This window comes from Thalassospira sp. A3_1, from assembly GCF_017744215.1.
Classification (GTDB): Bacteria; Pseudomonadota; Alphaproteobacteria; order Rhodospirillales; family Thalassospiraceae; genus Thalassospira; species Thalassospira lucentensis_A.
On sequence record NZ_JAGHQQ010000002.1, the window covers coordinates 866753 to 889313 of the forward strand.

A 22561-nucleotide genomic window follows, 5' to 3' on the forward strand; every position below is an offset into this window, starting at 1 on the left:
AACGGGGCGCCCCATCAGGAGGAAAGACGGATTATGGAACAGATTTTCATGAAGCCCCGGCATGCCGCACCGCCGCGTGTGATTGACGCGATCCTGCAAAGCGGATGGCTTTGGCTGCTCGCACGGATATGTCTGATGATCATTTTCATCGCGTCGGGCGCGGCCAAGCTGATCGATTTTGACGGCGGGGTGGCGGAAATGGCCGCCGCCGGGCTTTCGCCCGCATGGCTGTTTAACATTCTGGTCGCGGTGACCCTTCTGGTCAGTGCGGTTCTGGTGCTGATGGACCGGGCGGTGTGGCTGGCGTGCGGGGCGCTTTCGGTGTTTCTGCTTCTGACCATCGTGATCGTGCATAGCTTCTGGAACATGGAGGGGCCAAAGGCGCAGATTTCGATGTTCTTTGCGCTGGAGCATATCGGGGTGATTGGCGGGTTGATGATGACCGCCATGGTCAGCCGGTTACGCCGCCTGATCAGGAATGCCGGGGCCTGAGCCAGATCCGGCAGTAACGAGACAACAAGAACCGGCCCGCATGGCGTGACAGCGATGCGGGCCTTTTTCATGGGCGATTTATGCAAAGGGGCAGGAGGATGTGATGAGCGGACCGGTTGATCTGATCTGGTGGATTACGGCGGTGGAAATTCCGGCGGTGGCGGGGCTTTTCTGGCTGACCTGGCGGATGCGCGGCGAGTTTTCCGACCGGCTTGAAAGCCTGCGCGCCAGCCATGATGCGGAGATGATCGAGCTTCGCGACGGGCTGGCGGATTTCAAGCTGGATGTGGCGCGAAACTACGTTTCGATCCCGTACCTCAAGGATATTGAAAAACGCCTGACCGCGCATCTGCTGCGGATCGAGGCGAAGCTTGATCACAATGTACCGGCGGCATAAGGCCGGGCGGAAAACAGGATAAGGAAACAGCGATGAATGATGTTCTGACGATGGATGCGATTACCGACCCGCACGTTTTGCCGGTCGGTGATGTTCTGGCGCGGACCCTTTATGGCGAGGCGCGCGGCGAGGGATTGAGCGGGATCGAGGCGGTGGCCTGCGTGATCCTGAACCGGGTGGCATTTGCCAAAGCGCGCGGGCGGTATTGGTGGGGCAATACGGTTTCGCAGGTGTGCCTGAAACCGGGGCAGTTTTCATGCTGGAATGCCGGGGACCCGAACCGGGCGAAGTTGCTTAAACTCAGTGCGCGCGATCCGGCATACCGGCTGTGCAAACGGGTGGCGACCCGCGCCCTTGCCGGGGAGATTGCCGACATGACCCAGGGAGCAACGCATTATCACACCCATGCGGTTGATCCCTATTGGGCGCGGGGGCAGGTGCCGGTGGCCGAGATTGGCGGGCATCTGTTTTATCGTGGGATTAACTAACCCGATGGTCGTTATTGCCGCCATGGCTATCGGGTGAATCCAAAGCCTTGCCTCAATTGGCGATAAAGGCCCCGGACCACATATGGGCGATGTTCTGGAACGGGACGGGCTGGGTGAAATAGGACAGCGGATCATTGATATAAAGCACTGCTGTCGGCCCCATCGGGGTTTGCACCCATGCCATGCCGCGCAGCACCACGACATGCCCGGAAAAGGGGGTGTTTTGCAGTTTCAGGATAATCGGCCGCCCCGATGCCAGGGTGTTGTAAAGCACCATCGGATGGGCGGGCATGCCATAACCGGCGACATTGTTGCTGACCATGCTCAGCAATTGCATGATTTCCGGGTCGTGTCCGGTGCGGATGCATTGCTGTGCCAGCATCGGGTTGGACATCACGAGCGCTGAATTGCAGCAGGTCGATTGCGACATGCCGTTTGCGACAGAAACAAGCTCGCACTGATGCGGGGATGTATTGGGGTGGGTCTGGTTTTTCCAATGCGCGATCTGTTCAACCACGGCGACCCAGCACCAGACCTTTGTCTGTTGCGGGATATTGACGATGCCAAGGTCGATTGGTGGCGGGAGCTGCTGCGCATTGGCCTGATTCATCCCCAGAAACAATAGCATTGCGACAAGAAATCTTTTCATGACGGCCCCCTGATATCCCCTGCATCCAAACGCGAACATTAGATTTGATAAATAAATCTATTGGTTTTTTATTTTCGCGTCAATTCATTCAGGGTTGCGTTGGCGGGGTAAGGAAACCGGGCGAAACCGGCATTTTTAAAAGGAAGGAGGTATCACGTGATACCAGCATTACTGGCGCAGATCGGCCTGCCGCTTTTGATGAAGGCGGTCGGCGCGGGGCTTGACACCATTGATCATCCGGTCGCGAAAAGCGCGGCCGAGGGGCTTAAACAGGTGGGCGATGCGGTGACAAAGGGGGATGTCACCCCGGCGCAAATTGCCGAGGCCAACCGCCATTCCGAACGCATGGCGGAAATCGAACTTTCGCGTGACCGGGGGATTTTGACAACCATCAACCGCACCATCCGGGCCGAGGTGCAAAGCGAGGATGCGTTTGTACGGCGCTGGCGACCGAGCTTTGGCTATGCGGTGGCACTCACCTGGATCATGACCATGGGATCGATTGCGGCCGCCATCATCCTGACCCCGCTTCAGGCACCGGCGATTATTGCGGCATTGGTCAATACCAGCCCGATCTGGGGCATTGCACTGGGCGTTCTGGGGATCAGTGTGGTGAAGCGGAGTGCGGATAAGAAGTTGGGGGAGGGTGGTGCGTGACGGGGCGGTGGCCTGTTTGCGGCGGCGGGGGCGGGTTGTATCGGGTTGTTTCGGGTGGTGTGGCTGATATGATCGACAATGCACCGACCCTTTGAACCTGATCCGGATCATGCCGGCGAAGGGACGGGACCGCCCTGGTCTTTCCCTTGCCGGGCTCCGCAGACGAGGCCGCCATGCCTGATAAGCCTTTATCGTCTCCATCATCACCATCACCAGAACGACCGATTGCGGCGACAATTGCGGTTGTCGTGCGCGATCAGCAGGTTTTGCTGGTGCGCCGCGCCAACCCGCCCGATCAGGGCATGTGGGGATATCCCGGCGGCAAGATTGATGCCGGGGAAACCCTTGCACAGGCCGCATTACGCGAACTTCACGAGGAAACCGGTATTTCGGCGGAAGCCATCGGTGTTTTGACGGCCCTTGATGCCTTTGATCGCGATGCGGACGGACAGGTGAAACGCCATTTCATCCTGATTGCGATGCTGTGCCGCTGGAAAGGTGGGGAGCCGGTTGCGGGGGATGATGCACTGGAAGCGCGCTGGTTTCCGGTTGCCGGGCTTGAGGAAAGCGGACTTGAACTGAGTCAGGATGTGGCATGGGTGGCGCGGAAGGCAGCGGATGTTTTGGCAGAGGGGGAGGTCTGATTTAGCTGTACCCTGAACCCGGCTCTGGCTACTCTTGCGCACAGGTTGTGTAATTGTTTTTGTTTACTTACTGGAAATAATTATCGTGAACACTCGATATTGCGATTGTTCCAGTGAGGTGGCTGATGGACGTTGAACATAAGTTCGGGGGAAAGCATACCGATATTAAGCTTGAAATTGTTAGGCGATATATCGAAGCCTATCTCTTGGTAATGAGTAAGCAAAACTTCAGAAATATTTACATTGATGCATTTGCCGGAACAGGGAGCCGAACTGTCTCCCAAAATGGTATTCCTTTGCTCGACGTTAACAATAACAGCACTTTGGTCGCGCCCGGTTCAGCGAGCCTAGTTCTCCAGATGGAGAAAGGGTTCGATCATCACATTTTCATTGATAAAAATCCAAAGCATGTTGCTGCGCTTCAAGCGCTTACCGTAAATTTTCCGAACAAATCCGTGGAATGTTTTCAAGGGGATGCAAACGAACTTGTGACGAAATTTTGCAATGAAACGGATTGGAAAGGAAACGGGGTTCATTGGGGTACGAGGGCTGTTTTATTTCTTGACCCATATGGTATGGAGGTTGAGTGGAAAACTTTAAAGGCGATTGCCGCGACACAAACGATAGATTTGTGGTTTTTGTTTCCAATGTCTGGATTGGTTCGGCAGGCAGCCCGGAGATGGAGTAGCCTTGATGACAGTAAAATCAATGCTATTACTCGGTGTCTAGGAACAGAAGAATGGCGTGAAAAACTTTATACACCGGATCTTCAGTTGGGGCTTTTTAGCGAGCCAGAATTAGAACGAAAACAAGATGTTCGCGCGCTAGAAAGTTACGTGAAGGAGCGGTTGGAAACCGTTTTTAGTTCGTGGGTTTCTGATCCAATTCCCTTGATCAGCTCTCGAGGTGCCCAACTTTATTCCCTATTCTTTGCTATTTCCAATCCCAGAAATGCAGCGAAGGGTATTGCGAGAAAAATTGTTGAGCACCTTCGGAAAGGTATCAAATAGCATATGCGGGCATCTCGTCCCATGTTTTACCGCGATAAATGCGACCGTTCGCTTTTTTAGACCGCTTCTTGTTATCTGAACCCCATGTTCCCCATTGTTTGAAGAAGAACGCCGTATCGTGAATTGCACATTGATCGTGGATTTCATCGATCCAGTCTTCTTTGATAGGACGCGCATTGGGGCCGCTTTCACCCCCAACAATTGCCCAGTCTATTCCTTCTAGGTCTACAGGGCCAACTGCGCCAATCAATGGTTCAAAAGAAATAAACCGTATCGCCGCGGGGACATTCCGTAGGTAATCAATACGTGAAATAACGTCGTTATTTTCTACACTTGTGCCGAGCCAGACGTTTGGCAAAACCTCGTGATTATTCTGAGAAAGAATCTCCAGCATTCTGTCCGGGCGTTTAGTCAGAATTTGGTAGTTGTGATGCGGAGTTTTGCGCATGACTTCCCATACTTCCGCTATGAAGCTCTCGTTTACGTCTGCATGGAAAAGATCGCTCATGGAGTTGACGAAGATTTTTTTCGGCTTTTTCCAATTAAGCGGAGCGCTAAGTGAAGCATGATCTTCTCGGATCGCTCCTGTCCAAACCGCTTTACCGTTAACTGTTTTAGTCAACCCTTGGTACTTCTCGACGCCCATAGCTTCGAGGCGCTTTGCCATTCTCATTGCGTAGCAGTTTTTGCATCCTGTCGAATGGATTGAGCAGCCTGCAACGGGATTCCAAGTTGCATCAGTCCATTCAATTTCAGTTTCAGCCATGACCAAACTCCTGCGCAACTACTCTGGTTCAGCTTGGAAATGAGTAGTCAAATTCATTTGTTGCCGGGATTTTAGTTCAGAACTTTTTCCTCTTTATTAAGATCGCGTGTTCTTGCAGCCTAAAATAATTCTCTACATTGCCATCTTACCTCAGAGATCGTGTCTGTTGTTGTATCTGTTTGTCGTCATCCCCTGAAACAAAATCACCCTTGTTTGCGTTGCAGGGACAACGTGATTTTGCAAACAGGCAGCGAGGGTTGGCATGACGGACACAGGGCCGGGTTCCGTGGGCGGGATTGTGGCGCGGATCCGGGATCGGGCAGCGGGGCGGCGCGCGGTTTCGGTTGAGGATATGGTGGCCGTGCTGGGGCGGCGGAGTTATGGGCCGTTCCTGTTTGTGCCGGGCCTGATCGGGGTGACACCCCTATCGGGTATTCCGATGGTGCCCGCGATCCTGGCGATTATTGTCGCGCTTTTTGCCATTCAGATCGTTCTGGGGCGGTCGCATTTGTGGTTGCCGGGTATCCTGGGCCGCCGGTCGTTTGACGGGGCCAGCGTCGCCGAGGCGATGCGCCGGATCGAACCGGTGGCGGGGAAGCTTGATCGCTGGTTTTACGGGCGGTTGCCGGCCCTGACCGGGCGGCATGCGGTGCGGGTGGCGGCGGTGATCTGCCTGCTGCTTTCGGCTGTGGTGCCGTTTTTTGAAATGATACCCTTTGCCGGGATCGCACCGATGAGTGCGATTGCCGCCTTCGGGCTTGCGATCCTTGTGCGTGACGGGGCTTTGATGCTGTCGGCGATCATCATCACGGTGGCGGCGGTCGGCGGGTTTATGGCAGTTCTGATATAGTTCACAGCGCGCGATTGATGCCATATTGCGCAAAGCGGGGACGCGCCCTACATTCCCCGGATGACAAACACATCACATACCATGATTTACCGCGTATTGGGTTCGGACGAATGGGCCGAGGCGCTGGCGACCGGGCATTATGCCGGGGCCCCGCACGATATTGCGGATGGCTTCATCCATTTTTCCACCATCGATACGCTGGCGGCGACGCTTGCGCTGCATTACCCGAAACGCGGGGGATTGCGGCTTTTGCATGTGCCGGTCGAGGCGGTCGCGGACAAGCTTAAATGGGAACCGGCGCGCGGTGGCACGCTGTTCCCGCATCTTTATGATCAGCTTTCGGTCGAGCATGTTGCGCGGGTCGATGACCTGAAACTTGATGATAACGAGGTTCACATCCTGCCGGAGGATCTGCGCCCCGACTATATGAGCAGAGGATAATTACAGCCGACGATAGACCCGCCCGCCGCCGCGCTTTTTGCCGGTATCCTCGACAGTGGGGAAATATCCGGCCCGCACGGCTTGCAGAAAATGGCGGCCGATGCTGACCTTGTCCCCGATATAGAGCTGGTCCCAGCCGGGGCCGTAAATTTCCGGAAAGTGAAATTCACCGGGATCGCGGGCGGCGAGGCGGCTTTGCAGCCGGGTGATTTCGGCGGCATCCATTGGGGGTTTCATCTGGGGCCTCCTTTTTTTGTCGGTGGCTTTCCTTCAGATAGTTTTCAGGCGGGCATAAAGAAAGGGCGATGCCGGGATGGCACCGCCCTTTTGTGTTGAGGAACAGCCCGCCCCGGAAACCATACCCCGTTGAGTCAAAGGACTGGATTCCCGCCTGCGCGGGAATGACGGAGATGGGCCGGAAGCCGTTTCTGCAATCGAAGCCTATCGATCAGACCAGTTCGCCCAGCGTTGCCGGATCAAAGCCCAGCAGGGCATCGGTTTTGTTGTCGCGGACCTTGGCGGTCCAGGCGGCATCGGTGATCAGCGCACGGCCGACCGCGATCAGGTCGAATTCGTCGCGTTCCATGCGGCTGACCAGTTCATCAAGCCCGGCGGTGGCCGAACCTTCGCCGGCAAACGCGGTCATGAAATCACCGGAAAGCCCGACAGAGCCGACCGAAATCGTGGCCGCCCCGGTCAGTTTTTTCGCCCAGCCGGCAAAGTTCAGGCCGTTTTCGCCGTCCAGTTCGGGGAATTCCGGTTCCCAGAAACGGCGTTGGGACGCATGGATGATATCCACCCCGGCATCGACCAGCGGGCCGAGCCAGTCGGTCATTTCATCGGGGGTTGTTGCCAGACGGGCAGCGAAATCCTGCTGTTTCCATTGGCTGACGCGCAGGATGATCGGGAAGTCCGGGCCGACGGCGGCACGCATGGCGGCGACGACTTCGCGGGCAAAGGTCGCGCGTTCGCGGATGGTTTTGCCGCCAAAACGGTCGGTGCGCAGGTTGGTGCCCGACCAGAAGAACTGATCAATCAGGTAGCCATGCGCGCCATGAATTTCAAAGGTATCGAAACCGGCATTTTTGGCGTCAAGGGCGGCCTGGGCGAAGGCGGCGATGGTGTCGGCGATATCGGCATCAGACATGGTATTGCCGCGCGGCTCGTTCGGCGCGACAAGGCCGGACGGGCTTTCGACCGGGGTATCGGGCACCCATTCGGTCTGGAAGCTTTTGACCGATCCGGTATGCCAAAGCTGCGGACCCATCTTGCCACCGGCACCATGAACGGCATCCGCCACGGCCTTCCAGCCCTTTAACGCATCCGCCCCGTGGAAGAACGGAATGCCCGGATCGTTGCGCGATGACGGGCGGTTGATCACCGTGCCCTCAGACAGGATCAGGCCGACGCCGCCTTCGGCGCGCTTGCGATAATAATCGGCATTGATCGGGCCGGGGATGCCGTCAACCGCGTGCGAGCGCGTCATTGGCGCCATGACGATGCGGTTGGAAAGCTCCAGGGTTTTCAGCCTGAAGGGTTGAAAAAGAACATTGGTATCTGACATCGGCTATCCTCCGATTGGAATTGGGTGTATGGTGGCTACTAGATATACGGTGTATACCTACTGTCAATCAGGCACCTTGAAGTTACCAGGTATACTTGAGGAAACCTGGATGGCCCGGAGCCGGAGGAAATGAGGTGGAAATGCCATGGTAATGAAAGAATGTTCGATCGAGATGTTCCGCTCGAACTGTCCGAGCCGGGAGCTTCTGGACCAGATTGCCGATAAATGGTCGATGATGATCCTGGCGGTGCTGGCCCATGGGCCCTTGCGATTTAACGCGATCAAGCGCGGGCTTGAGGGCATTACGCAAAAGGCGCTGACGCAGACGCTGCGCAAGCTTGAACGCAACGGCATTGTCGCGCGCCACGTGATCGCGACATCGCCGGTCGCGGTGGAATATGAAATCACCGATCTTGGCCGGTCGCTGGTGGAGCCGTTCAAGGCGCTTTATACGTGGACGTGCGATAATTACGACGAGGTGGAAAAGGCGCGGGTGGTGTTTGACGCGCGGATGGAGGAGCGGGTTTAGCAGGGAATGATGCGGCAAATACACCAGCTTTAACGCCATTGATCCTTGCCCCGGCGCACGGGGGCGCGTAAGAACAAGGCAGGTATTTACAAGCACGGAGCAGGTCGCGTGGGGTGGTACAAGTCACTGGTTTTGCCGGTTGTGCGCTGGATCGATGCGGAGACCGCGCATGGTCTTGCGATTTGCGCGCTGAAAAACAATCTGGTGCCGCGCGATGATGATGCGCTGGATGCCACACCGATCCTTGAGACCGAGGTTTTCGGGCGCAAATTTGCCAATCCGGTCGGACTTGCCGCGGGGTTTGACAAAAATGCCGAGGTCCCCAATCAGGCGCTTAGCCACGGGTTTGGCTTTGTTGAAATCGGATCGGTCACCCCCGAACCGCAACCGGGTAATCCCAAGCCCCGGCTTTTCCGGCTTTATTCCGACCGGGCGGTGATCAACCGCATGGGCTTTAACAATGAGGGGGCCGCCGTTGTTGCCGAACGCCTGCGCAAGCGCGCGCGCAAAGGCATTCTGGGTGCCAATCTTGGCAAAAACAAATATTCCGAAGATGCGGCGGCGGATTATGTGAAGGGCGTTGCGGCCCTTGGTCCCTATGCCGATTATCTGGTGGTCAATGTATCCTCGCCCAATACGCCGGGCCTGCGGGCGCTTCAGGGGCACGGGCCGCTTGAAAAGCTTCTGACGTCGGTTCTTTCGGCGCGTGATAGTCATGCCAAGGGGGTGCCGGTGCTGCTTAAGGTCGCACCGGATTTGACTGAGGAAGACAAGGCCGATATTGCCGCGGTGGTCTTGAAGCTCAAGCTTGATGGCATGATTGTTTCGAACACCACGATTGATCGGCCGGTCGGGCTCAATTCCTATGATCAGGATGAAAAGGGCGGTCTTTCCGGCCCGCCGCTTATGGAGCCCTCGACCAAGGTTCTCGCCGATTTTTATCGCCTGACCGAAGGCAAAATTCCGTTGATCGGGGTCGGCGGGATTGCATCGGGCAAGGATGCCTATGAGAAGATCCTTAATGGGGCGTCGCTGGTGCAGCTTTATTCCGCCCTTGTCTATCACGGGCTGGAGCTTGTGACCGATATCAAGGAAGACCTTGCACGGCGGTTGCGTAAGGACGGTTTTGCCAGTGTTGCCGATGCGGTTGGGGCGGCCTATCCGGAAATTTCCGGGCGCAGCGCCCCGGTGGATGAAGCGCGCGCAGCCAAGGCGGTGGTGACGGCGAAGGCGGAACCCGCCAAGGCCGAGGCGGCGAAAGCGGCTCCGGCGGCTAAAACGGCGGCGAAGAAGCCCGCGGCGAAGACTGCTGCCAAGAAGCCGGCGGCGAAACCTGCGGCGGCGAAAAGCAAGGCTGCACCAAAGGCCGAGCCAAAGGCTGGACCAAAGTCTGGGCCCAAAAACGGACCGGCGGAATAGGATTTACCTGTGGCGGCATGGACGCCCGCGTGCGCGGGAGTGACGGTTTGGGTGGGATGGCTTTGGGCTTTCCCATCAAGCCCGCCGCGAGGATGACGACGATTTTAACATGAAGTGGAATGCGTGAATGACGGTTGGCACCAGCTATCAGATGATCAACGGCCTGTCGGAAGTGATCGAACAGTACGATGCGGTGATCCTTGATCTTTGGGGCGTGGTGCATGACGGGGTGACGCCCTATCCAAGCTCCATCCCGGCGATGGAGGCGCTTAAAAAGGCCGGTGTGCCGGTGGCCCTTTTGTCGAACGCGCCGCGCCGATCCAGCGTCGTGGTCGCACGGATGGAAGATATGGGCATTGCGCGCGACCTTTATGGCCCGGCGGTGGCATCGGGCGAGATCGCCTATAGCCAGCTTCTCGCACGGACCGATCCTTGGTATGCGAAGCTTGGCCGCAAGGTCATGAGTGTCGGCCCGGTGCGCGACATGTCGATGTTTGAAGGGCAGGATGTTGAAATCGTCAAGGATGTGGCCGATGCCGACTGGCTTCTGGTGACCGGGCCGAATGACGATTATGACGCGGTTTCGGTTTATGAGGATCTGCTGCATGCCGCCAAGGCGCGCGACCTTCCGATGCTGTGCCCGAACCCGGACCGCGAGGTGATCCGCGGCGGGGACCGCATCATCTGTGCCGGGGCGATTGCCGCGCGTTACGAGGTGCTGGGCGGCAATGTCCGCTGGGAAGGCAAGCCGCTGGCGAGTGCCTATGATTTCTGTCTGCAACTGTTTGACAAGGGCCCGGATGCGAAGCTTCTGGTCGTCGGCGACAGCCTTTCGACCGATGTCGCCGGATCAAACAATGCCGGGCTTGATGTCGCCCTTGTGACCGGTGGCATCCATGCCGAGGAACTTGGCGCACCGCGCGGGACTTTGCCGGAAAAAGGCAGGCTTGACGCGCTGCTGAACGCGACCGGGCGGAGCATTACCTATGCGGTTGGGGATTTTTGTTGGTAAACGCCTTTTACAGGCCTGAATTAGTCGAAGCACTGCGACTGCTGTCCGATGCGTCAGATGTCGTGGAGCGACATGGTCATAATCGGCCCGTGCTTGTCGGTGGCGCGGCTGTTGAACTGGCGACACTTGGCGAGCTTGTTTCCGGTGATCTTGATATCGTAACAGCCTGGCAGCAGGTGTTCGAGGATGCCCTTGAGGCAGTCGGTTTTGAGCGCAGTGTCGGGCCGGGATCATTTTCCCGCGGGTTTCAGCACCCGAAGCTGAAAGTCGGTGTCGAGGTTGTTGATAGTAACCTCATGGATGGGCGCGGGAGCTATGATCGTGTCTATCTGCTTCGGCTGGATGCGGACCATAGCGTTTCGGTGATTTGCATCGAAGATTTGATTGCAGATCGCATGGGGCAATACAACAGCCCGCCGCACTATGCTTCAGATATGCTTGATCAGGCTGTACGCCTGTACCAGCTTGCGTTTGAGCTTGATAAACCTTATCTTGATAAACGTATCGTCGAGGAAACTTCAGGCGATTTCGATTTGAATTTTCTGGAAAAACACGTGAATGCGCGAAATCACGATTGAAGAGTTGGCAGCACGCATCAGCCAGAAACGGGCCGAATTGGGCCTGTCTGGCAAGGGTGACGTGCAGCCAAATTCCGGCCGTCGGCGCACCCAAAGCAAGCGTAATCTGTTGCGCAATATTGCCGAGCTTGCCGCAAGGGACGGGCGAGAGCCGCCTTTTAAGGCGAATTACTGATTTGCTGTAATTCCGTTTGCACCCGCCTTTCCCGTTGGAAGGCGGGTTTTGTTTTTGTGGTTTCGGGATTGCGGTGGCAGAGTATTGGGGCCTCAACAAACCGGAAAAACCATGCTTCTGACAGATGATATTCGCGATTATGCCGGGCGGTCGGTTTTGTGCTGGCTGGCGAGCGTTTCCGAAGACGGGCCGTCGGTCAGCCCCAAGGAAATCTTTGCCTGTTATGGCGAGGACCGGATCATCATTGCCAATATCGCATCCCCACAATCGGTGAAGAACATTCGCCATGACCCGCGTGTCTGTGTCAGTTTCGTTGACGTGTTTTCGCAGAAGGGCTGGCAGCTTTATGGGCGGGCCGTGCTTTTGAAAAACGGTGATGACGGTTTTGCCGAGCGGCAGGTGATCCTGCAAGGCATGGCGGGCGATGCGTTTAAGGTCGGCATGGTGATTGATGTGGCAATTGATCAGGCGCGCGAGATTGTTGCGCCGAGCTATCGGTTCAGGGCCGATGTTAACGAGGCCGACATGCGGCCGGGGCGATGGCGACTTATGGGGTGAGGCCGGAGGAATAGGCCCTTTGTCCTTTGGTGGTGTTTGAGTAAGCGGCACGGAGGGCTGGATTCCCGCGTTCGCGGGAATGACGGTTTGGGGGAGCATCAGCTTTCGGCCACGCGCTTTTCGCGGAAGATGATGAAGATGCCGCTTCCGGTGATGATCGCCGCACCGACAAAGGTCAGAAGATCGGGCGTTTCGCCCCAGAAGAACCAGCCAAGTCCGGTGGCCCAGACGAGGGCGGTGTAATCAAACGGGGCGACGGTTGGCGCATCAGCCACGCGGAAGGCCTGGGTGATCAGGGTCATGCCGCTGGTGCCGACAAAGGCGATGGCGATGAAAAGTCCGATATCCTCTGCCCTGATCGGGGTCCAGAAGTACCAGACGGCACAGGCACTGAGCAGGGTGCTGGTGAAGCTGAGGTAAAACAGAAGCGTCCACATGCTTTCGCGGGGGTCAAGAAGCCGCGCACTTAGCATCAGAAGCGCATAGGTAAAGGCGGTCGCCACCGGCAAAAGCGAGACGGGCTCAAACGTTGCGGCACCGGGGCGCACAATCACCAGAACACCCAAAAAACCGACCATCACGGCCACCCAGCGCCGCCAGCCAACCCGCGCAATCAGCACCGATGAAATCGCGGTGATAAAAAGCGGGGCCACAAAGGCAAGGGCCGTGGCCTCCGCCAGTCCCATCAGGTGGATACTGGTAAAGAACATGATGGTCGCGGTGATCCAGATGACGGTGCGCATGAAATGCACGCCAATACGATTGGACCGCAGGCCGCCGAACCCGACCATTTTTATGGCCAGCAGGGCGGCAAAGGGCAGGGCAATCGAATTGCGCAGAAAGATGATCTGGATCGGTGAATAATGATCCATCAATCCCTTGGCCAGGGCATCATTGACACACAGCAGGGCGACACCGGCACACATCAGAATGATGCCGGTCAGGTTGTGCTGGGGCTGTTGTGCATTCATGGTTCGTGGCGCTTTCCCTGTGTGATGGTGGGTTATCGCAATCACCATCTGTTTTCTGAGCTTTAGGGCAAAGTGCCGGTTGAGGCCAGCAAAGAAAGCGGTCGGTCGGCATTCCGGGAAGGGGGGATGAATTTTGCGAGACGTTCGCAAAAACGGTTGACTTTCTGCCTTGGAACAGATTTTAAGTGTTATGTTATATCATAACAAATTTGTTTCATGGAGAAGATGATGACGCGAGCACTGCTTGCCCGTTTTTATACCCTTGCCGGTATTCTGGCGGTTGCCGGGGCGGTTGAAACCACCGGAGGGATTACCGGTGTGGCGATGGCCGGGGCGAATGACGATGTGCTTGATATTGCAAGCCCGCTTGAGATTTCCGGACTTGATCCGGCCAAGTCGGGCTATCTTTTCAGCCGCATGCAGGCCGCCGAAACGCTGTTTACGGTCAATCGCGAAAGCCAGATCGTGCCGATGCTGGCGACAGGCAGCCAGGCAAGCGAGGACGGGCTGCGCTGGGAAATCAGCCTGCGCGATGATGTGACATTCCATGATGGCACGCCGATGACGGCCGAAATTGTGGCCGCCGATCTTAACCGCGCGTTCGAGCGCCCCGGTGTGCTGCGCCAGGCACCGATTACCGGCATTTCCGCATCGGGCAATGACATCGTGATCACGCTGTCCGAGCCGTTTGCGATGTTGCCGGCGTTTCTGGCGCATTACAGCACCATCATCCTTGCACCGGGATCGTTTGACGATGCCGGGGAAGTCCAGACAATTATTGGCACCGGCGCATATCGGGTTGATGCGGTTGTGCCGCCGCTTCGGATCGAGCTTTCGGCGTTTGACAAATGGTGGAATGGTCGCGCGCAGATCGAGAAGGTCAGCTATCTTGCGGTCAGTCGCGGTGAGACGCGCGCGATGATGGCGCAAAGTGGCGATGCCGATCTGGTTCTGTCGCTGTTGCCGGTTGCGGTGACACAGCTTAAGGGCAATCCCGATGTGAATGTGACGGTGGCGACCGTCCCGCGGACCCGGCTTTTGAAACTCAATCTGGCGCAGCCGTTCTTTGACGAAACGGTGGAGCGGCAGGCGCTGAGCCTTGCGATCAATCGAAAGGCGATTGCCGGGGTTGTGATGCGCAACACCGATCTGGCGGCAAGCCAGATGTTCCCGCCCGAAATTCGCGACTGGTACGATGCGAATATGCCGGTGCTTGATTTCGATCCGCAAAAGGCGCGCGAATTGCTGGCCGATGCGGGCTGGGTTGCCGGTTCGGATGGCATCCTTGAAAAGGATGGCAAACGGTTTGATGTGACGGTGCGGACCTATGCCAGCTGGCCGGATTTGCCGCTGATTGCCACGGCATTGCAGTCACAGTTGCGCGATGTCGGTATCGGGCTTGAGATTTCGGTGGGCAGTTATACCGAAATTCCGGCCGGTCATGCCGATGGTACGCTTGAGGCAGCCCTTGTGACACGCAGTTTTTCGATGGTGCCCGATCCACTGGCGACGGTGATGGAAGATTATGGTCCCGGCGGGGCCGATTGGGGGGCGATGAACTGGCACAATGCCGAGGCCGAAGACCTGATTGCCGATTTGCGCAAGACGACGGACGGGGATGCGCGCGCGCAGATGCAAAAGAAGCTTGCCGATATCCTGCAGGCCGAATTGCCGACCATTCCGCTGGTCTGGAGCGAGCTTGCCATGGCATCGAATGCGCGGTTGGAAAATGTCCGCATCGATCCGTATGAGCAGAATTATTACCTTGCCGATCTGCGGTGGGCTCGATGAAGGGATTGATTGCGACCCGCCTGATGCAGCTTGTGGCGGTTATTCTGATCGTCGGCACGCTGAGTTTTGCGTTGATGTATTTCCTGCCGGGTGATCCGGCATTAAGGATTGCCGCAGGCCGGTATGGCCCGGACATGATGGATAATGCGATTTCGGATATGGTCCGGGCCGAACTTGGCCTGGATCAGCCGATCCTTGTCCGGTTCCTGTCATGGATGGGCGATCTGGTCCGGTTTGATCTGGGCCATTCGCTGGTGACCGGGGCACCGGTGATCCACGAGATCGGTTTGCAGCTTGGCTATACCCTTTGGCTGGCGGTGACGGCCTTTGTGCTGTCGCTTGTCATCGGGCCGGTGGCCGGGGCAATTGCCGGGCTGTTTCCCGGATCGGTCTATGATCGGATGATGCTGCTTGTCGCGGTCGGTTTGCGTGCCGTGCCGCCCTTTGTTCTGGCGATCCTGTTCATGATGGTGTTCGGGGTGACGTTGCGCTGGCTGCCGACCGCAGGATTTGGTGGCTGGGAGAACCTTGTGCTGCCGTCGTTCACACTCGCACTTGGTCTTGCGGCGATGTCGTCGCGCGTGATGCGCGATGCCATGATGGGGGTGGCATCCGCCCCCTATTTCATCCATGCCCGGTACAAGGGGTTGTCTGACCGGGCGGTGGTGATGCGCCACGGGGTCCGCAATGCGTCCCTGCCGGTTGTCACCTATCTGGGTTTGCAGATGGTGTATCTGGTCGAAGGGGTGGTCGTGGTTGAATCGATCTTTGCCTTTCCGGGGATCGGTCATGCGCTTGTCCATGCGATCATCGCGCGCGATGTGCCGATGGTGCAGGGCACGGCCCTTGCCATGGGGGGATTGTTCGTGCTGCTGAACAGTGTGGTTGATCTTATGTGTCTGCGGCTTGATCCGCGTTTGCGGAGGGCAGCATGATGAAAACCGGGTCACTTGCGCATCTTCCGGCTGGTCTGGCCGAACAGCAGGCTGGCGGATTCTGGACAACCGCACGCATGGCGGGGGTGGCGATCATTGTGCCGCTTCTGGCGTTTGCCTTTATCGGGCCGATGCTGATTGATACTGATCCGCTGGCACAGGATTACGAGGCGGTTCTGATCGCGCCGGGCGATGCGGCGCATATATTGGGGACCGATCATTTCGGTCGTTCGATGCTGGCACGTCTTGCATTCGGTGCGCAGCTTTCGTTTGTCATGGCCTTTGTGACGGCATTGACGGCGGCGGTGCCGGGGATTTTGCTGGGCATTCTGGCGGCGGCACGCGGCGGGTTAATCGAACGCGGGCTTGTCGCGCTTTCCGATATTGTTCTGGCCCTGCCGGGATTGTTGCTGGTTCTGCTGTTGCTGGCGTTTGCGCCGGGGCAGTTCGGGCCGCTTTATCTTGGCCTGGCGCTTTATCTTTGGGTCGAGTTTTTCCGGGTGGCGCGCATTGAAACGGCGCGTGTCATGACATCGCCCAGTGTTGAAGCCACACGGCTTTTGGGGTTCGGGCGGTTTTACATCGTGACACGGATCATTTTCCCGGCGCTGGCCGGGCCGATGATCACGCTTTTTGCCTTTGCCACCGGATCGGCGATCATTGCGGTCAGTACGCTAAGCGCGATCCATGTCGGTCTGCGCCCGCCAACACCCGAGCTTGGCGCGATGATTGTTGAACTGATGCCCTATTACAGCGAGGCCCCGTTGCAGATCATGATGCCGGCAGCGGCGATTTTCCTGCTGGTTCTGGCGTTGCAGCTTCTGGCCGGAAGGAAAAGCTGATGCATGATATCCGTATCGAAAATCTGACGGTGCGCACACAGGGTGGCACGGTTCTGGTCGATGATGTGTCGCTGGCATTTGGCCCGGACAGGCCGGTTTGCCTGATCGGGGAAACCGGATCGGGCAAAAGCCTGATCATGCATGCGGTGATGGGCAGCCTGCCTGACAGTCTGGTGTGCGAGGGGAAAATACTGTTTGACGGGGTGGATCTTCTGACACAGACAGCCGATGCCAGACGTGCCTTGTGGGGACGCAAGATTGCCCTTTTGCCGCAGGAGCCGTGGCTTGCGCTTGACCCCACCATGCGGGTGCAGGGGCAGGTGGCGGAAGTTTACACCGCCCTGCATGGTGTTCCGGCGCGGGAAGCCGGGCAGAAGGCGGACGGTGAACTTTCGGCGGTGGGGCTTGCCCATGCGGGAAATGCCTATCCGTTTGAATTGTCGGGCGGCATGGCGCAGCGCGTTTCGATTGCCATGGCCCATGCGGGCGGCAGCCCGGTGATGCTGGCCGACGAGCCGACCAAGGGCCTTGACCGGGCATTGTGCAAGGTGGTGGGCGAATTGCTGCGCGGCGAGATTGCACTTGGCCGGGCGATGATGGTGATCACCCATGATCTTGAACTGGCCGAACAGGTTGGCGGGACGGTCGGCGTGATGCGGCGTGGCCGGTTGCTTGAGGCCGGGGCGGCGGCGGATATTTTGTCTGCGCCGTCCGATCCTTATACCCGGGATCTGGTGGCGAGCTTGCCACGCAACTGGCCGATGCGCGACCATCCGCATCCCCGTAACGATGCGACGTCATCGGGTGATAAAGCGGTGGTCACCGGGCGCGGTATCGGCAAGTCATTTGGCGAAAGGCAGCTTTTTTCCGGGCTTGATATCACCCTTAACCGGGGGGAGATCACCGTGGTCCTGGGGCCAAGCGGCAGCGGCAAAAGCACGCTTGGCAATATTTTGCTGGGATTGATGCCGTTTCAGGAGGGGACGGTGGCGCGACCGGGAAATCTTCCGGCGATGCGATACCAGAAAATCTATCAGGACCCGCCATCGGCCTTTATTGCCCATCAGACGCTTGGTCAGGGATTTGACGACCTTCGGCGGTTGCACGGGATCGACACGGCACGCCAGACCGCGATGATGGAAAGCCTTGGCCTTGATCGCGGGCTTCTGGCAAGGCCGCCCTCGGCCATTTCGGGTGGGGAATTGCAACGTTTTGCGATTGCACGGTCGCTTCTTCTGGATCCGGTGATGCTGTTTGCCGACGAGGCGACATCGCGGCTTGACCCGGTCAGTCAGAAACGGGTGATCGACCTTCTGGTGGCACAGGTTCGCGAACGCGATCTTGCATTGCTGCTGGTGACACATGACGAGGTATTGGCCGAACGCATTGCCGACCGGATCATCCGAATTGATAATGCGCGGACCGCGACCACACAGGCCAAAGCGGCATAACGGCTTATTTGGCTTGTGGCCGCTGGTCCGGTCGCGAGGCACCGACTATTTCACACAAACAAAAAAACGCCGCCCGTTAAAGGCGGCGTTTTGCGTTTGGGACGCGAGATGCTGAGGGGTCAGATCGCGGTGGCGCGGTTGGCGTCGATATAGATTTCGCGCAGCCGCTTGGCGATCGGGCCGGGGGTGCCGTCGCCGATTTTTTTGCCATCGACTTCGGCGACCGGGCAGACAAAGGCCGAGGCCGAGGTCGAGAAGGCTTCCTTGGCGGCATAGACTTCATCGACGGTGAACAGGCGTTCTTCGACCTTGAGCTGCAATTCCTCGGCACATTTCAGGACGGCCTTGCGCGTGATGCCATGCAGGATGTCGTTGGAAAGCTGGCGGGTGACGATGACGTTATCCTGCGTCACGATATAGGCGTTGTTTGACGAGCCTTCGGTAACATAACCATCGAGCACCATCCACGCATCATCAGCCCCCTTGGCGGCGGCTTCGGTTTTAAGAAGGGATGCGTAAAGAAGCTGCACGGTTTTGATGTCAGACCGGCGCCAGCGGACATCCGGATAGGTCAGGATTTTCTGGCCGCGTTCGGCCAGCGGCGATTTGATCAGCGATTTCGACTGCGTGAACAGAACGACGGTTGCCGGGGTGTCATCCTTGATCGCGAAATCACGGTCACCGGCCGACCCGCGCGAGATTTGCAGGTAAACCAGACCTTCGGTGATGTCGTTGCGTTTGACCAGTTCGCGGTGGATTTCAAGCAGTTCGTCGATATCGGCCTTGTAGGTGAAGCCCAGTTCCGACAGCGAACGCGCCAGACGGGTCATGTGACCGTTAAAATCGATCAGCTTGCCATCGAGTACCGAGGTGACTTCATACACGCCATCGGCAAACAGGAAGGAACGGTCAAAGATCGAAACCTTGGCTTCATTTTCCGGCAGATAGTCGCCGTTCACATAAACAGTACGCATGTCATCTTCCTGTCTGTTCGGGAACCGTCGAAAGGCGATACCGGAAATCCGGTTTCCGGGGATGGCCGATCGCGCATGTTAAACCATATACCCATTTCGATAGCACAGAGCGGGCGGGTTTGTCGCGCGACGCTTTGGTTGTTGCGTATAAAAGGTGGAAAATTGCCTTTGCGGCCTTTCGAATGCCGCAATGTCGCATATATATGCGTTCATTGGCGCGCAGAACCGCAGAACATTCGATGAAAAAATGTTGAAATAGTCTATTGACCTGAACTTAACTTGAGGTCCTATGGTCCTGTTCCAGAAACGGAAGTCCTGATTACATCACGCCCCAAACGGACAAGACACGGAGCCCCCCCGATGAATACGCATCTGCCGATGAGTGCCCCCAAATTCGATGATGCCGCGATCACTTCCAGCGTGCAGAACGCGATTGACGCAAGCTGGGCGAAGCCCTTTCCGCTGCCTGAGCCGCAGGTTGATCTGGACGCCTATTTCGCGCGGATCGGCTATGACGGCCCGCGCGAGGCGACGCTTGAGGTTTTGCGCGATCTGCATGCGCTGCATCCCGCCCATATCCCGTTCGAGGCGATCAATGTGCTGTGTCGCAAGGGGGTGAGCCTTGCGCCAGAGGATATTGACCGCAAGATCATTCTTGAAGGACGCGGTGGTTATTGTTTCGAGCAGAACGGCCTTTTCCGCCGCGTGTTGCGCAGCCTTGGTTTTGAGGTCGAAAGCCTCGCCGGGCGGGTATTGTGGGGCTATAACGAGGGCGATGGCCCGCGGCCGCGCTGCCACATGGCGATGCGCGTCACGCTGGATGGCGAGGCGTGGCTGGTTGATGTCGGGCTGGGCGGCTGTGTGCCGACCGCGCCGCTTTTGCTGGGCGTTTCGGTGCCACAGGTCACCCCGCATGATACCTTCCGGGTGCGGGAACGCAATGGCCGTTACCTGACGGAGCTTGAACGCGACGGGGTGTGGAAGCCGGTGCATGAGGTCGATATCGTTCCGGTCGAGGATATCGATTACGAGGTGATGAACTTTTACGCCAGCACACATCCCGAAAGCGGCTTTGCCAAGGTTCTGATGGTGGCGCGAAGCGCCCCGCATGCAAGGTTCACGTTGCTGAACAATCGCCTGACCATCCGGCTGCGGACGGGCGAGGAAGAGGTGCATTACCTTTCAGTCGGCGATGTCGAGCAGACATTGACCGATATTTTCGGCATCAGCGTTGATCCGTCGTGGCGGACCTACCTTGAAGATGTGGTTGCCAGTGCGGAAACCTTGCGCAAGCAGGGGTAATGAAGCCGCTAAATCAGCATGATCAGGGGCCGTGGCAAAGTGCTGCGGCCCTTTTGGCATGTGGGGTCAGTAATTGACCGACAATTCATGGCGGTTCATCAGGCTTTCGAATGTGCCGTTCTGTTTGACCTTGGCGAGGGCAGCGTTAAAGCGTTCGAGCAGTTCGGTGCCGTTCGGATAGTCCTTTGAGGTCATCAGAAACAGGCCAGCGCCCGGAAGCAGCGGTTTTTCAAGCGTATAGAATTTTTCAACTTCTTCGGGCGGGAAGAGGCTTCGGATGACGTGCCATCCGACCGAGCGCGCGGTGGAAAACAGGTCAATCCGGCCCAGTTGCAGCATTTTGAAATTCTGTTCTTCGGACAGGGCATATTCGACGTTTAGTCCGGCTTCCTCAAACCATGGCTGATAATAATATCCCTGTATGCCGCCCAGGCGGTAGGAATGCAGATCGGTCAGGGTTTCATATCGGATGGCGGGTTTCGCACCCTGTGCGTTATAGGCGAAAAACGGGGAATCCTCGATATAGAGCGGGTCGGAGAAATTGAATTTCCGGTCGCGTTCTTCGGACCAGCGATAGGGCAATGTGCCCCATGCTTCGAGATTTTCAACATCCTGTTCGCCGCGCTTCCACGGTCTGAAATGAAATTCGAAACGGACATTCATTTCTTTGCCGATGGCGCGAAACAGATCAGGCAGGAAGCTTTCGCGCGCCGTGGCATGGGTATAGGGCGGATAATCGTTGGTGACGATCACCAGCGTTTCGGTGGTTTCGCTTGCGCGTGCCTGTATCTGTGTTTGAGCCAGCAGCAAAAAGGCCGCTGTCAGCCAGACTTTGCGAAAGAATGTCATCCGTGTCCTTTTCCCGGCGGCACCGGGTGATTGGTTGCGGTGTTCTGTCGTTGCCGCAATTCAACCGTGTGTTCCCTTGTATATGGGTGGGGCAAAAGGACTTTGCAGGGGGATGTCCGGTTTTCCGATATCCCGGGAAATAAAAAAGACGCGCCGCATGGGGGGATGCGGCGCGTGAAGTTGGGCAGATGTTGAGGGAGGCAGGCGTTAAGGATCAGTTGGCGTTGGCGGCCTTGAGGATCAGGTCGGCAACTTCCTTGGGGTGGGACACCATGACGACGTGGGAGGCGCCATCAATCACGACGGTTTCCTTTGAATTGGCGCGTTTGGCCATGAATTCCATTGCGGCGGGCGGGATGTTTTTATCGGCCGTGCCATAGATGTGGTAGGACGGCACATCCTTCCATGCGATATCGCCAGACGGTTCGTTCAGCGCAAAGTCGGTGACCGGGCGTTGGGCAATCGCCATCAGGCGGGCCTTTTCAGCGGGAACGTCGGCGGCAAATTGCGCGTGGAACTTCGCCGGATCGATATAAAGGTCATTCACACCGTTGCCGAGCGGAACCGGGGCTGCCAGGGCCTCGCCCAGGGTGCCGCCGGGGAATTTTCCGGCCAGTTCGGCAATGGTTTCACCCTTTTCCGGGGCGAAAGAGGCGACATAGACCAGCGCCTTGACATTGGCCGCACCGGTTGCGGCGTTGCTGATGACCGGCCCGCCATAGGAATGACCGACCAGAACGACCTCACCCGGAATGCTGTCGATAAGCGAGCGGGTATAGGCGGCATCGCCGGATACACTGCGCAGCGGGTTGGCGACGCTGATCACGCGATATCCTTCGTCCTGCAGGATCGGCGCGACACCATCCCAGCTATCAGAGGCGGCAAAGGCGCCGTGGACCAGAAGGATGGTCGGTTTGGTGTTGGCGGCATTCGCGGCCGCCGTGTCAGCCGCAAAGGCCGGAGATTGCGCCGCCATCAGACCGAAGGCAAAGGCAGTCGCCTTGAGCAGGTTTTTCACATTCAGCATTTTCATCTTCCCTTTTCCCGGTTTCGCCGATGACCGGCCAAACGTTGTTTCGATGAGATGCTTGTAGCTGTGAATTTATAGTCGTGCAATATTAAATCGTGTGCGACTTAATCACGTGAGATCACATGAGCGTGATGTCGGTATTGTGGCGGGGGTGCTGGTGGAGGTAAGGGCGGCAGGACACATTATC

26 protein-coding genes, 1 pseudogene and 1 riboswitch are annotated in these 22561 nt (G+C 57.4%); of the genes and pseudogenes, 19 read left to right on the top strand and 8 right to left on the bottom strand.

Annotated elements, in window-relative coordinates:
* Positions 1–33: 33 nt before the first annotated feature.
* The 3 genes from J7395_RS11055 (at position 34) to J7395_RS11065 (ending at position 1377) form a co-directional block, all read left to right on the top strand.
* Complete coding sequence (locus J7395_RS11055) at positions 34–492, top strand: DoxX family protein (RefSeq protein ID WP_247742092.1); 459 nt, start codon at positions 34–36, stop codon at positions 490–492.
* A gap of 103 nt (positions 493–595) precedes the next feature.
* Positions 596–889 (top strand): hypothetical protein, encoded by a 294-nt coding sequence (locus tag J7395_RS11060; protein WP_062952716.1) that lies wholly within the window; start codon positions 596–598, stop codon positions 887–889.
* A 32-nt stretch (positions 890–921) separates the two neighbouring features.
* Positions 922–1377, top strand: a complete 456-nt coding sequence (locus J7395_RS11065) for a cell wall hydrolase (RefSeq protein WP_209221506.1) — start codon at positions 922–924, stop codon at positions 1375–1377.
* A 52-nt stretch (positions 1378–1429) separates the two neighbouring features.
* Here J7395_RS11065 and J7395_RS11070 read toward each other — a convergent pair whose 3' ends face one another.
* Entirely contained in the window at positions 1430–2026 is a 597-nt protein-coding gene (locus J7395_RS11070) for a papain-like cysteine protease family protein (RefSeq protein ID WP_209221507.1), read from the bottom strand.
* Between the two features lie 156 nt (positions 2027–2182).
* On the opposite strand from J7395_RS11070, the gene J7395_RS11075 reads away from it, so the two are divergent.
* The 3 genes from J7395_RS11075 (at position 2183) to J7395_RS11085 (ending at position 4337) form a co-directional block, all read left to right on the top strand.
* Complete coding sequence (locus J7395_RS11075; protein ID WP_209221508.1) at positions 2183–2683, top strand: 3TM-type holin; 501 nt, start codon at positions 2183–2185, stop codon at positions 2681–2683.
* A 43-nt stretch (positions 2684–2726) separates the two neighbouring features.
* Positions 2727–2824, top strand: a riboswitch (TPP riboswitch).
* Positions 2825–2856: 32 nt separating this feature from the next.
* Complete coding sequence (locus J7395_RS11080; RefSeq protein WP_209221509.1) at positions 2857–3327, top strand: NUDIX hydrolase; 471 nt, start codon at positions 2857–2859, stop codon at positions 3325–3327.
* A gap of 125 nt (positions 3328–3452) precedes the next feature.
* Complete coding sequence (locus tag J7395_RS11085; protein WP_037991894.1) at positions 3453–4337, top strand: three-Cys-motif partner protein TcmP; 885 nt, start codon at positions 3453–3455, stop codon at positions 4335–4337.
* Here the strand turns inward: J7395_RS11085 and J7395_RS11090 are convergent.
* Entirely contained in the window at positions 4330–5103 is a 774-nt protein-coding gene (locus J7395_RS11090) for a DUF5131 family protein (protein WP_209221510.1), read from the bottom strand. The genes J7395_RS11085 and J7395_RS11090 overlap by 8 nt on opposite strands.
* A 262-nt stretch (positions 5104–5365) precedes the next feature.
* Here J7395_RS11090 and J7395_RS11095 point away from each other — a divergent pair, with 262 nt between their 5' ends.
* Together J7395_RS11095 and J7395_RS11100 are read left to right on the top strand one after the other, a co-directional pair.
* Positions 5366–5953, top strand: coding sequence for an exopolysaccharide biosynthesis protein (locus J7395_RS11095; RefSeq protein WP_209221511.1), 588 nt, complete (start codon positions 5366–5368; stop codon positions 5951–5953).
* Between the two features lie 60 nt (positions 5954–6013).
* Entirely contained in the window at positions 6014–6394 is a 381-nt protein-coding gene (locus tag J7395_RS11100) for a DUF952 domain-containing protein (RefSeq protein ID WP_231887029.1), read from the top strand.
* Here the strand turns inward: J7395_RS11100 and J7395_RS11105 are convergent, their stop codons facing one another.
* Positions 6395–6619 (bottom strand): DUF1413 domain-containing protein, encoded by a 225-nt coding sequence (locus tag J7395_RS11105; protein ID WP_209221512.1) that lies wholly within the window; start codon positions 6617–6619, stop codon positions 6395–6397.
* A gap of 223 nt (positions 6620–6842) precedes the next feature.
* On the bottom strand, positions 6843–7958 hold the full coding sequence (locus J7395_RS11110) for an NADH:flavin oxidoreductase (RefSeq protein WP_209221513.1): 1116 nt from the start codon (positions 7956–7958) through the stop codon (positions 6843–6845).
* Between the two features lie 145 nt (positions 7959–8103).
* Here J7395_RS11110 and J7395_RS11115 point away from each other — a divergent pair, with 145 nt between their 5' ends.
* The 6 genes and pseudogenes from J7395_RS11115 (at position 8104) to J7395_RS11140 (ending at position 12229) form a co-directional block, all read left to right on the top strand.
* Entirely contained in the window at positions 8104–8487 is a 384-nt protein-coding gene (locus tag J7395_RS11115) for a helix-turn-helix domain-containing protein (RefSeq protein WP_209221514.1), read from the top strand.
* 108 nt (positions 8488–8595) lie between these two features.
* Positions 8596–9675, top strand: a pseudogene (locus tag J7395_RS11120) (quinone-dependent dihydroorotate dehydrogenase); the annotation flags it as partial.
* A gap of 358 nt (positions 9676–10033) precedes the next feature.
* On the top strand, positions 10034–10918 hold the full coding sequence (locus tag J7395_RS11125) for a TIGR01459 family HAD-type hydrolase (RefSeq protein WP_209221516.1): 885 nt from the start codon (positions 10034–10036) through the stop codon (positions 10916–10918).
* Entirely contained in the window at positions 10912–11496 is a 585-nt protein-coding gene (locus J7395_RS11130) for a hypothetical protein (protein ID WP_209221517.1), read from the top strand. The genes J7395_RS11125 and J7395_RS11130 overlap by 7 nt, the downstream gene beginning before the upstream one ends.
* Complete coding sequence (locus tag J7395_RS11135; RefSeq protein ID WP_063093553.1) at positions 11477–11671, top strand: hypothetical protein; 195 nt, start codon at positions 11477–11479, stop codon at positions 11669–11671. Before J7395_RS11130 ends, J7395_RS11135 begins: the two co-directional genes overlap by 20 nt.
* A 111-nt stretch (positions 11672–11782) precedes the next feature.
* Entirely contained in the window at positions 11783–12229 is a 447-nt protein-coding gene (locus J7395_RS11140) for a pyridoxamine 5'-phosphate oxidase family protein (protein WP_209221518.1), read from the top strand.
* Positions 12230–12327: 98 nt separating this feature from the next.
* Here J7395_RS11140 and J7395_RS11145 read toward each other — a convergent pair whose 3' ends face one another.
* A complete protein-coding gene (locus tag J7395_RS11145) occupies positions 12328–13200 on the bottom strand; it encodes a DMT family transporter (protein ID WP_114123604.1) in 873 nt (290 codons plus the stop codon).
* Between the two features lie 228 nt (positions 13201–13428).
* On the opposite strand from J7395_RS11145, the gene J7395_RS11150 reads away from it, so the two are divergent.
* Genes J7395_RS11150 through J7395_RS11165 form a run of 4 tightly spaced genes read left to right on the top strand, consistent with a single transcriptional unit; the run spans position 13429 to position 18219 of the window.
* A complete protein-coding gene (locus J7395_RS11150) occupies positions 13429–14991 on the top strand; it encodes an ABC transporter substrate-binding protein (RefSeq protein WP_209221519.1) in 1563 nt (520 codons plus the stop codon).
* Positions 14988–15926 carry an ABC transporter permease gene (locus J7395_RS11155; protein ID WP_209221520.1) on the top strand — a complete coding sequence of 313 codons (939 nt, stop codon included), beginning with the start codon at positions 14988–14990 and terminating at the stop codon, positions 15924–15926. Before J7395_RS11150 ends, J7395_RS11155 begins: the two co-directional genes overlap by 4 nt.
* The gene (locus J7395_RS11160) at positions 15923–16768 is read left to right on the top strand and encodes an ABC transporter permease (protein WP_209221521.1); all 846 of its coding nucleotides are present in this window, start codon (positions 15923–15925) and stop codon (positions 16766–16768) included. Before J7395_RS11155 ends, J7395_RS11160 begins: the two co-directional genes overlap by 4 nt.
* Positions 16768–18219, top strand: coding sequence for an ATP-binding cassette domain-containing protein (locus tag J7395_RS11165; protein WP_209221522.1), 1452 nt, complete (start codon positions 16768–16770; stop codon positions 18217–18219). Before J7395_RS11160 ends, J7395_RS11165 begins: the two co-directional genes overlap by 1 nt.
* Positions 18220–18338: 119 nt before the next feature.
* Here J7395_RS11165 and J7395_RS11170 read toward each other — a convergent pair whose 3' ends face one another.
* Positions 18339–19193, bottom strand: coding sequence for a D-amino-acid transaminase (locus J7395_RS11170; protein WP_062952698.1), 855 nt, complete (start codon positions 19191–19193; stop codon positions 18339–18341).
* A gap of 360 nt (positions 19194–19553) precedes the next feature.
* Here J7395_RS11170 and J7395_RS11175 point away from each other — a divergent pair, with 360 nt between their 5' ends.
* Entirely contained in the window at positions 19554–20495 is a 942-nt protein-coding gene (locus tag J7395_RS11175) for an arylamine N-acetyltransferase (RefSeq protein WP_209221523.1), read from the top strand.
* A gap of 66 nt (positions 20496–20561) precedes the next feature.
* On the opposite strand, the gene J7395_RS11180 is transcribed toward J7395_RS11175, so the two are convergent.
* Together J7395_RS11180 and J7395_RS11185 are read right to left on the bottom strand one after the other, a co-directional pair.
* Positions 20562–21344, bottom strand: a complete 783-nt coding sequence (locus J7395_RS11180; protein ID WP_209221524.1) for a transporter substrate-binding domain-containing protein — start codon at positions 21342–21344, stop codon at positions 20562–20564.
* Positions 21345–21558: 214 nt separating this feature from the next.
* Entirely contained in the window at positions 21559–22377 is an 819-nt protein-coding gene (locus tag J7395_RS11185) for an alpha/beta hydrolase (RefSeq protein ID WP_209221525.1), read from the bottom strand.
* Positions 22378–22561: the final 184 nt, after the last annotated feature.